The sequence below is a fragment of the Runella sp. R0.1_18 genome (assembly GCF_057652155.1).
Genome location: NZ_JBYFCK010000041.1, coordinates 1 through 11194, shown reverse-complemented (window position 1 = coordinate 11194; position 11194 = coordinate 1). Strand labels below are relative to the sequence as shown.

The 11194-nt window shown below is 38.0% G+C and carries 8 protein-coding genes and 1 pseudogene; 6 read left to right on the top strand and 3 right to left on the bottom strand.

Annotated elements, in window-relative coordinates; genetic code table 11:
• The coding region (locus tag AC23P2_RS30530) for a hypothetical protein (RefSeq protein ID WP_487776698.1) at positions 1 to 1662 on the bottom strand (1662 nt) is incomplete at its 3' end.
• A 584-nt stretch (positions 1663 to 2246) separates the two neighbouring features.
• Here AC23P2_RS30530 and AC23P2_RS30525 point away from each other — a divergent pair.
• From AC23P2_RS30525 to AC23P2_RS30500, 6 genes are all read left to right on the top strand, one after another.
• The gene (locus tag AC23P2_RS30525) at positions 2247 to 2543 is read left to right on the top strand and encodes a hypothetical protein (protein WP_028523415.1); all 297 of its coding nucleotides are present in this window, start codon (positions 2247 to 2249) and stop codon (positions 2541 to 2543) included.
• A 208-nt stretch (positions 2544 to 2751) separates the two neighbouring features.
• The gene (locus tag AC23P2_RS30520; protein ID WP_028523416.1) at positions 2752 to 3696 is read left to right on the top strand and encodes a ParA family protein; all 945 of its coding nucleotides are present in this window, start codon (positions 2752 to 2754) and stop codon (positions 3694 to 3696) included.
• A 14-nt stretch (positions 3697 to 3710) separates the two neighbouring features.
• Positions 3711 to 4685: a ParB N-terminal domain-containing protein gene (locus tag AC23P2_RS30515; protein WP_487776697.1), complete on the top strand. Its 975-nt coding sequence runs from the start codon at positions 3711 to 3713 to the stop codon at positions 4683 to 4685.
• 48 nt (positions 4686 to 4733) lie between these two features.
• Complete coding sequence (locus AC23P2_RS30510; RefSeq protein WP_028523404.1) at positions 4734 to 5975, top strand: toprim domain-containing protein; 1242 nt, start codon at positions 4734 to 4736, stop codon at positions 5973 to 5975.
• Positions 5976 to 5991: 16 nt separating this feature from the next.
• Positions 5992 to 7128 (top strand): hypothetical protein, encoded by a 1137-nt coding sequence (locus AC23P2_RS30505; RefSeq protein WP_028523405.1) that lies wholly within the window; start codon positions 5992 to 5994, stop codon positions 7126 to 7128.
• Between the two features lie 552 nt (positions 7129 to 7680).
• Positions 7681 to 9024, top strand: coding sequence for an ATP-binding protein (locus AC23P2_RS30500; protein WP_028523406.1), 1344 nt, complete (start codon positions 7681 to 7683; stop codon positions 9022 to 9024).
• Positions 9025 to 9412: 388 nt separating this feature from the next.
• Here the strand turns inward: AC23P2_RS30500 and AC23P2_RS30495 are convergent, their stop codons facing one another.
• Both AC23P2_RS30495 and AC23P2_RS30490 read right to left on the bottom strand, forming a co-directional pair.
• On the bottom strand, positions 9413 to 10687 hold the full coding sequence (locus tag AC23P2_RS30495) for a Tn3 family transposase (protein ID WP_487776696.1): 1275 nt from the start codon (positions 10685 to 10687) through the stop codon (positions 9413 to 9415).
• A 248-nt stretch (positions 10688 to 10935) separates the two neighbouring features.
• Positions 10936 to 11194, bottom strand: a pseudogene (locus AC23P2_RS30490) (hypothetical protein); the annotation flags it as partial.

Here is an 11194-nt window from a genome sequence, read left to right as displayed (position 1 = left end):
TTCTAAAGCATTTCCATTACATCTTGTTTGCTGATTGTCAGTCCAAACAGGTTGACGATTACTGCATCCACATGAAATTCTTCTTCCCCATCTATGCTCTCCATATGTGGGAGAGCATGGGTTGTTGTCTCGTTCTTGGAATACCAAATCATTCCCATCGCAACCTGTTTGGCCCGTTTCCCACCACCAACCCTGTCTATCATTACAACCGCATGAAATTCTTCTTCCCCATCTATGCTCTCCATATGTGGGAGAGCATGGGTTGTTGTCTCGTTCTTGGAACACCAAATCATTCCCATCGCAACCTGTTTGGCTCGTTTCCCACCACCAACCTTGTCTATCATTACACCCACATGATTCTGTTCTTCCCGGTCTATGTGTTGTATATGTGGGAGAGCATGGGTTATAGTCTCGTTCATAATGTACTAAATCATTACCTTCACATTTAGTAAGTGCAATCTCTCGCCAATCACCCTCATAGCTTTGGTTACAACAAGGATTATATGTCAGTGTAATACTATTATTACTCCATTTCCAATCGCCACAAGTGGTTTGACAGTAAACAGTGTATGTTCCTGGCTGATTAAATAATGCGGTGCCTCCATCAGTCAAGACTACATTCCCATTTTTATACCATACTGTAGTATAACAGTTTGAAGCAGATAGTGTTGCAGTGTAATTATTTATACTTCCTACCCTTAAATTTTGAGATTGATTTGTTATATCTTTTGAGCTTGTTGCACTCCCATAGCCATCACATAATTCATATAGATCCGTTGTCAGTGATATGTTACATGGATCAGATACTATTGCCTCTTTTCGGGCACTAGTAGAAGGATTGTTAGATATATTTTTTTTGTATATGCAATTGGGGTATTTTGTACTTTTTATTAGTATAAAATCGCTTTTTTTAGAGTTTTTTAACGAAGTTTCAGAATAAAATTTTTCTCCATCTGAACTAAATAGGTACTCATTGTTCGGCTTGGTAGAGATGAGTATTTGTGATGAGTCGATACTATAAATGGCTTTTATTATATCAATATCTTTGTTTAATGGGCATCCCTCTTTTAAATTAAACTGTAATTCTCCTTTTTTCTCAAAAACACTTTTTATTCCGTTTATCCCTCCTCTAAGAAGAATTATGCTGGCTTTTTGTTCAACACTGTTAAAGTAACCTTTTAATAGAAAGGTGGCCTGGCGTTCATCTAGGTTTAGTTTTTTTTCAATATACTCATAATAGTTCCCTCCCGTCTGTACAAAGTTGTCTGGTAGTAACAGTTTGAGAGAGAACCCTTTTTGTTCTTCAAAAATGAAAAAGGCACTAGGAGGTATATCAAGCAATTCGGCGGTAATGGTTAGCTCAATTTCCTCGCCTACCTCTACGGTATCCTTATTGGCTTTTAAGGTAAATCGAATCGGATCGAGTACGTAGGGCGTATTTCGTTTGGGTAGAGTTGGAAGAATTGCTAGTATAGGTCGGTCTAGCGTAGGTACATTGAAAGGTGCTGTTGCCTTATTTCTACCAACGCGCACATTCTCCTTCCCCTTTCCTTTCTTCAGGATGGTCTTTGTATGCCCACTAGTAGGATTGATATGGAAGAGTATGATTATAGATAATATATACCAAATGTACATATAGACTCGGGTAAAACGTCCTATCATCTTTTTGTTGTTGGGGTAATAAACACTATCACTTACTCCTAGTAGAGTTAGGAATAGTCTATTGTTTATGAGTTAGAGGTTGGCAAAGATGAATGTAGTTTTGGTTGTTATCAATACCCTCTTTGAAAGATGCAAATGCAAGCCAATTTTGGTTTTTGCCTCAAGCAATAATCGTGCAAAAGTCTCAACTAGGTACTTATTTTCCGTGAAACCTACTTTTTTTTCCGTGAAATCTACACAAAATCCGTGAAACAATTTGTTTAATTCACCCAAAATCATAGGAGATACGCTCTTATCTCGACTAGAAGATTCTTTTGAAAGTGCAATTGATAACTTAGTTTTTTTTGTTTTGGAAATAGTATGAAACCTTTGCAAGCATCTACTCAAGCAGGAACTTAATCTAAAACATATAGCCCTAAAGAGTGATAAAACTGGGCTTAAACTCTATAATTTTCTTTTGAAAAAATATCCAATAGTTAACGATATATGCAATTGAAAAAAGTTTTTATAGCGACATTATAACAGTATGTTTTTGAGCGTGTGAAAAATTAAGTCTATATTTATACGATAATCACATATTCTATATGCCACAATTAGATCGTTCTAACTTTAAGTATAACGCGAAGGTTTTTGAAAAAAACTGTCTTTGGTGCGGGACACCCTTCTTTGCTAGTCGCTCTACAGCCAAGTACTGTTGTGGAACTTGTAGGGGTTATGCTAATCAAGCCAAACAATCTGAGGAAGCTATACCGTACGATGAGACGGAAAAAATGATTTCTGCGTTGCTTTCTGAAAATGCCTACCTAAAAGGACAACTCCAAAGGTATGTGACGGAAAATGACGAATTACGAAAACAGCTACTGGAGAAAAGTGCTCAATAATCCTATTATGGCAGATTGGCTGTAGATGAATTAGGTATTAACCGAGAAAGCAGCTTTTGGGGGTAAGTACAGATTCCTTCGTTTGATTGAAGGTATCTTGAAAAAACTAGCGTAAATCTTCCAAGTCTTGTTAGTTTGGAGTAATAAATTTGTCTATAAATTTTGACAAATAAATTGATTTGTCTTAATTTTAAGGCAAAAAAAGATTATGCTCACTCATGAAAAAGTAGTCTCTTTTTTAAAACAAAATCCAGCACTTTCATTATCTGTTTTAGAAAAAGAAGCTCAATTACCCATTAGCACCTTATCTAAATCTCTGACAGGAGATCGTCAACTAAACCTGAAACATTTGGCAAGTCTCTATCCTGTTTTGGTCAAATATGGATTTAACGAGTTTGCAAACTCACGTGCAAAAATAATTTCAGTAGTCAATCACAAAGGAGGTGTCGGAAAAACTACCACAACCCTCAATTTGGGCAAGGCTTTGTCAAAGCTCGGTTACCGTGTACTATTGATTGATATGGATTCTCAAGGTAATCTTTCCCAAGCACTAGGACACGATAATCCTGAAAAGCAGGTAGTGCAGTCGCTGTTAAAGGGAGAACCACTGCCTATTTGTAACCTAGCCGATAATTACGATTTAGCTCCTAGTGATTTGGAATTGGCTTACGCTGATTTGGAGTTGGTGCAAGCTATAGGCGGAGTTAATCAGCTTAAAAATGTGATTGCCCCAATTCGTAGTCAATACGATTATATTTTCATTGATTGCCCCCCAGCTTTAAACATTTTTACTAACTCGGCTTTGGTAGCCTCTACGGGGTGTTTGGTAACACTGCAACCTGAAGCCTCAGCCTTAAAGGGTGTCAATAATTTGTTTGATCGAATTACGCAGGTGAGAGATAGGATTAATTACGAACTGACCATAGAAGGAATTGTATTAACTATGGTAGATATACGTCTAAAGGTTCATCGAGACATGATTGACTATATCAAAGAATCGCTGTCAAGTTTTAAGATATTTAATACCCTCATCCGTCAAAATGTTGCGTTGAAAGAGTCGCAAATTGCACAGCAGGATATTTTTGAATACGCTTCAGAATCCAACGGAGCGCAGGACTATCTAAAATTGGCAAGAGAAGTTTCGGGTTATTAAAACATACATCCCTAATGAAAAAATACCAACTCAATCTCGGAGAAAAAAAAATAATCAAAGATCAAGGGCTTTTGCAATTTGAAGAAATTAAAAGGCAAATTCTCATCCTTCCAGAACTAGAACAGCTCATCCCGCCGCTGTTAATGGATGAACGACAACAACTAGAACAAAATATCATTCGAGAAGGCTGTCGAGAAGCGTTATTGATTTGGCAAACTACCAAGGATATAATAAATCCTGATGCTAAAAATACCCATACGGTGTATGTATTGATTGATGGACACAATCGCTACGGTATTTGTATGAAGCATGGAATTGATTTCAAAATTCATTTGGTCAGTTTTAATACCTTGTACGACGTGAGGCAGTATATGATTGATAATCAGTTAGGTAGAAGAAACTTAACCCCCGAGCAAATTTCTTATTTAAGGGGAATGAAGTACTTAACTGAGAAAAAAGAAAAAGGGAAATATGAGCGTTTGGAGCATAAGGGACAAAATGTCCTTTATGATATTGAAGAAGGTGAAACCACCGTGGCCATGGAGGAAAATGGGCATAAGGGACAAAATGTCCTTTATGGCACTGAGGTGGTTTCAACCTCCCAAAAATTAGGCAAACGCTTTAATGTAAGTGAGAAAACAATTAAGCGAGATGCTGAATTTGCTTCGGGTTTAGAAAAACTGGATCCGAGCCTGAAATTAGGGATTTTATCGGGTCAAACTAAAGTTAACAAAACGATTATTCAGCAGGTTGGAAAAACAGTTACCCCTGAATCTCCTTTGGCGACGGTTGACGAGATTGAGCAGGCAGTTAAAAAAGTGCTAGTGGATACCAAAAAAACGATTTCCAAGCCAGCTAAAGAGAATCCAAAAGAGGTACTGATTCGACAGTTGTCAGAGTTAACGAAGCAACTACAACAAACAGGAATGGTCAGGATTTGTGACGAAATCATACGCTGTGCTTCAAAGCTCAAAAAACTAGACAAATGAAAGTCGTAATGTTATAGTGGTATATAAAAAGTTGAAAATAGAATATAGATGGAAAGGTTGACCCAAGAGGGCAAACATAATTGGGAGTATTATAAAGCGCGGATTGATTTGGTGGAGTTTGCAATATGGAAAGGGTTTGCTATTAACCCCAAGAAAACATCGCGCAACTACGTAGTTTTGAAGAAAGAGGGAGATGTAATTGTTGTTTTTTTTAACCAAAATACTGGTTACCAAGGTTACTTCAATCCTGTTGACACAAAAGATAGGGGTAGCGTTCTCGACTTTGAGTTTAATAGAAGCCAACGAAACTGGAAGGATGTGTTTGGCGCTTTGGATGGGTATTTGAATGAATTGAAAATAGGAAAGATTAGAACTAATAAACGTGTTTTGCGCCCCACTCTCCCCCCTACTACCGAGTATGACGCTAATTATGATTTTAAATTTCAGCCACTATCCGACTTCTCTTATTTGAATCAACGTGGTATTACTGTAAAAACAGCCTCGGAAGCTTGTTTTCAGCAGCAAATATTCAATAAGACCTTTACGTTCAATGGAGTTTTGTACATAAATACAGCATTCCCATTACGAAATCAAACGGGAGTGGTTGCGGCGATTGTCCGAAATGCACGCTATAATAAAATCGAATGTTCTCGGGGGGACGCTTGTTGGGTGTCTGATTTGGCAATGAATGACGCGGAAAATGTTACTATGGTCATTACCGAAAGCCCCATTGATGCGCTTTCGTACCACCAATTGTTTTTACCATACCCCTCTGAAAAAAGACTTTACGTCGCAACGGCGGGGAATTTAAGCGATACTCAACCCCAATTTATTCAGTACTTGGTTGAGCTCTATCGTCCGGACAAAATTGTACTGGCCAATGATAAGGATAAAGGCGGTTTGGTACAAAATGTAAAACTGATGGGTGCGTTGATGTACCCTGACTACCCTGCTAATCTGAGAGTCATTGTGCAGTCTCATGGACAAAAAATAATATTTTCATTTCGATATGAAGTCGAAAATCCGTCAAATGAAGTGCCTTTTCTTGAAGGAATGGTTGAAAAGTATTTTAAAAACACTAAAAAATTTGTAGCCTCTCGAAACGATGGATGGGTCGATGTGCATATTGATACTATGGGTTTGGCTCTTGGAATACTGGAAGAATTTCTGGCCAAAGAAAAAAAGCCATCAAATTGGTTGACAATCCATAAACCTCATTTGAAAGACTTTAATGAAGACTTACAATTTATAGCAAAACGCGATCCTAATTATAGTGATATGTCTCTTTAATTGACTTTACACCTGTATGAATCTAAAATCTGAATCCATTGCCTTCATTCCAAACAACGCCCAGGAGTGGCTGGATCGCGTCCGGCTTGATAGAAATCTATTTTATAACCTACCCGATATACAGCGTAATTTTAAGGAAGACGCCACACTTGCACGGGATATTATCATCTTTCTAGCCCATTCGTATAAAACAGACTTATTTGGGTACACCAACTTTGCCATCAATGATTTTTGCAAGTTGATGGGCTACAAATCGCCAAATTTGCAAAAAACACATCCAATTTTTGAAACGGGTATGATTAAACCTCCTACCTTGCTAGGACATGAGTTTAAGAGCGTCTTTGAATATACGTTGTATCGTTTGGCGGCAAACAATATCCCTTTATCTCGGATTGAAAAGACGCAAATTCCCAGTATGAAAGAACTTAACGTCTCTTTCGTACAGATTATCAGTGATATACGAGTAAGCTATAATGTAAATCGCCCACAAAAAAGGTTTTATTCTTTTAAATTAGGACGGGGATTTGTTGAAAACCTGATGAGTTTCTACGTAACACTGAGTTTAAAGGATTATTTACGGGTAGCATCCAATAAAAACAGTGGTCGTATCAAAAACCTGTATATTTATTTAGCGGGGATGCAAAACGTATTGATTTATAATAGTACCAACGTATTAACTCCCAATTTTGACTTTCTTTGTGAAATTGCCAATATTGAAGACCAACTTCCAAAGCACCGTAAATTCATTCTCCATAAGTACCTGAAAAACATTGCAGAACACTCTGATTTGAAATTTCAAATTGAGTTTTTTACAGATAAAGGACAAAAACAAGCATACAGTATTCGGCTGACATTTGATTTAACTCAATTGCCCTTGGAAGGGAATAAGAAAAATTTGTTTTTTAAACTACTCAACGAGCGGCTTCGTCAGGCGTTTGATGATCAGTTCCCTCAGTACGTTGATAACTTTGAATTGTTTCAAAAGTGGCTTACCAATCGGGAGTACGATAAGGAGTTGAAAGATCGGATTATACGCGACGTGTATAAAGCAAGTTTTATGTCGGAGCATGATAAATCGGAAGATTTAAGCCTTCAGGAGCTTCTTGACAGTTATATACAGAACTTGAATGAAGAAAAGCCGAGTGAATCTTAGAAAAATACAAGTCGTCGCTATAAGATTGCGACCAAAGCAGGTTTTTACCACTATAAGATTGCGACCGAAATGCTTTTTACCGCTATAAGATTACGACTTACCGCTATAAGATTGCGACCGAAACGGTATTGCTACTATAAGATTACGACCGAAACGACGGTTACCGCTATAAGATTGCGACTAAAATGGCTACCGCTATAAGATTGCGACCAATTTTATTTTCTTAATTATCTGATTATCAGGTAATTTTATAATGAACCGCTATAAGATTGCGACCATATATATAACTATTATATAATTTTATATAGTTAACAGGGAAAAAAATATTTATATTTTCAATATCAATGTTATATATTATATAATGCTAATATAACGGAATAATAACGATAATAAAATGAAATACGCGTACAAAATACCTTTTCAAAATTGAATAGCTCCTTACTTTTATTCTAACAAAAACAAGTCAGGTTTTACTAAAAATAGAGTATATTTGATAGCACTAAAACAACCTTGGAAAGCTCAAAAGCTTGCTAGAATTACACAGCTTGTAGAATGGAAGAAAGTCAAAATATACAATGGAAAGAAACTTGGCGTGACGAGTATATCAAGTGGATTGGCGGTTTTGCGAATGCTTCTGGCGGCAAACTTTTAATCGGTATCAACGACAAAGGGGAAGTAACAGGGCTTAATGATGCAAAAAAAATGTTAGAAGACATTCCAAATAAGGTGCGGGATATTTTGGGTATTGTGGTGGATGTGGATTTAAAAACGAGTCTTCAAGGAAATTATTTAGAAATTAGCGTAGAGGCTTATCCGTACCCAGTCAGCTACAAAGGGCAGTATCATTACCGCAGTGGTAGTACCAAACAAGAACTCAAAGGAGCTGCTTTGGATAAGTTCTTGCTCAACAAACAAGGAAGACGCTGGGATGCAGTGCCAATTCCCCATGTTTCAGCAAACGATTTGAGCCTTTCGGCCTTTGATTTTTTCCGAACAAAGGCCATCAAATCTAATCGACTGACGGAAGAAATTGTACAGGAAAGTAACGACATATTACTCGAAAAGCTTCATTTGACCGAAGGTAACTTCTTGAAAAGAGCGGCCATTTTGCTCTTTCATCCCGATCCCGAAAAGTACGTCACTGGGGCTTTTGTGAAAATTGGCTATTTCCGCACGGATGATGATTTGTTGTTTCAGGACGAAATCCACGGGCATTTATTTGAGCAAATCGAAAAAGCACTTGATTTGTTGCGTACCAAATACCTAAAAGCACTTATTAGTTATGAGGGTATTCAACGCATCGAGGAACTCCCGTTTCCAGAAGCAGCCCTGAGGGAGGCATTGCTCAACGCCATTGCTCACAAAGATTACAGCAGCGGGATTCCCATTCAAATCAGTGTATATGCTGATAAAATCATCTTTTGGAACGAAGGTACGTTACCCGAAAACTGGACAGTCGAAAACTTAAAGCAAAAACATGCTTCGCGACCTTTTAACCCTAGTATTTCAACGGCCCTTTTCAGAACTGGCTACATTGAGCAATGGGGAAGAGGCACCATTCGAATTATCAACGAGTGTATCAATTATGGTTTACCTGCTCCTGTGTTCGATTATGATTTTGCCAGTGTAATGCTTGAAATAAAACAAAAAATCGAGAAAGTACCACAAAATAACACGTTTCCTGCCAAAGATGTCGGAGAAATGTCGGAGAAAATGTCGGAGAAAGTACTGACGTTGATTAGAACGAATTCTACCATCACAACAGCAATTTTGGCAAAAGAACTCAGAGTGAGTACAAAAACCATCGAAAGAGCCATAAAAACGCTAAAAGAGGAGAAGAAAATCGAAAGAATGGGGGGAGACAGAGGTGGCTATTGGAAAGTAATACCGAAGTAAGAGAAGTGCCAATTCCCCGCCAATAGCTTGCGTTAGATTTTGTCCTGACAAAGTCATGGCTTGCTAACGCTTCGCTTTCTTTTTAGGCTTCCATAATCTCCTTTTATCTTCTCTAATAGGTGGGGGCATATTTGCGTACGATTGGATGACCGAAGCCAATCACCCATCAACCATAAAAATCGAATAAACTACGGTTTTTTTATTTGCCCTTATATTAGGCGTTAAGAGTAGGCTTACTCACTTACTTTTTAGCGATGGTTTTTTCCCTCGTAGATCTGGACAGCTAGCTGAGTATCCTATCATGATGATACCATGGTACACTCCTGAGTAGAGGTTCTTTCTGCAAATCTGCGGAAAACGGCGGTTTGAAGAGCTTTGATAGAGCTTGTTATCGGTTTTTTCTTAGTGGTCTAAGCCCGTTTGTATCCATTTCAAAGGTATTTTCAAAAGAATATTTGCCCAAGCGATTTATATGCTCAAAAGGAGCAGGTGAAATATGCTGAAAATCAGTCTCATCTACCTGAAATCCTTCGCTTTGAAGTTGTTTTAATACTTCCTGAATGTAAACAGTATTCCAAACAATGACGATATTTGTTAGTAAGTTAAGACTTCGTGCCGTTACTTGTTGCTCCTGCTCTTGTCTTTTACGAATAACTCCATCCCCCCCAAACCACAAATAAACCCTCAATCCATGCAGTTGCTCACCTTTATTGAGTTGAGCATTGATTCTCTTTCTTAATGGTTGACTGAGTAAGTATTTACAGATAAAAATGGTTTTGACCAACTGCCCATAAGATTGCAGTACATACATCAGATTATTTTGCTTGGGATAGGCTTGTAGTTTAGCAATAAGCGTAACAGGTGTAACAGTTCCCATTATTAAAGAAGCAGCTACTCGTGTCATTTCGTCTTTATGTTTTTTGAGGTAATCCACATTAACAGTGCCTGTGAATTTTAATGCCGGATAAGTAATTTGTGGAACTCCGATGCCAACTGCTTTATAAAGTCTTTGGCTTTTCAAGTCTTTGATTCTGGGATAAAAATGTTTTCCGACTAAATCAAAGAGAGCAAAATTCAAATCAGAATAACCATGGGTATCAGTTGTATGTTCATCAAGTTGCAAATCAGTTTCATTTGCCAAAATTTCATTCAAAACATAAGTTGCATCACGTTCATGGACACTAATAATTTGACTGCCAAATTGAGAAAATTGGTCGGCTGTATGGGTATAAATTTGTACCCCCTGCCCATAACCGAAATATTTTGGCAGCGATTTGGCATTACGAATTTTGCCACCGGTTGGGAATCGTTGTCCATCTGAAGATGACAATGTACCGCCGCCCCAATAACCACTTAGCCATTGCTTATTATGATAATTGACAAACAAATTGTTAGCTTTTTTGAGATTTTCATCTGCAAAATAATTATTAGCTACCCACCAAAGCGATTGATAATCTAAATCAGAAGAACGAGCCAAATCAGCCAGTGAAAGGTTACAGGCATTAGCAAAAAAAGCTGCATATTTGAGGTTTTGGTGTTGTGGATTTCGTGCAGAATAAGCGTTTTCTAATTCCATTGAGTAGTTTATCCAACCATCTACTTCCTGAATCATTTCTACCAACGAAACCTTTGGTAACCTTGCATTGATTTGTTCTTGCAGCATTTTGGCAGATAGTGGCACCTCATCAGCATTCAAAGGCGAAACCACCAAGAGGTCGTTTTCTATACGAATATGGTTGCAACTCCCGATTCGGGCCAAAAGTAAGATAGACAGATTAAGCACCATTACTTATCCTAATCCTGCTGGTTCTTTGGCTGCGGGTGCATACTTGGCCTCCATTAAAGAAACGGGGCGAATGTTCTACGATATTGAGTTAACTATTTGTAATGTAGTGTTTTACGTTCAAAATTTCACTTTTCTTTTATAAAATCCTTTTTTGCCCCATTGCTTCCAGATAACGGTAAACCGTTGACTGGCCTACACCAATGATCCTGGCGATTTCTTCGGCGGTTGGTGAGGTTCTTCTTTTGGCAGGCCATGCGGAATTGGATTATCAGAGCCGAAAAGATGGTAAGACCTCCGACCACCAGTATGGACGGATAAATACCTACCCAGTCAGCCAGTATGCCGGTCAGTAAGGCCCCGATGGCATACCCTAAATCCCGCCAG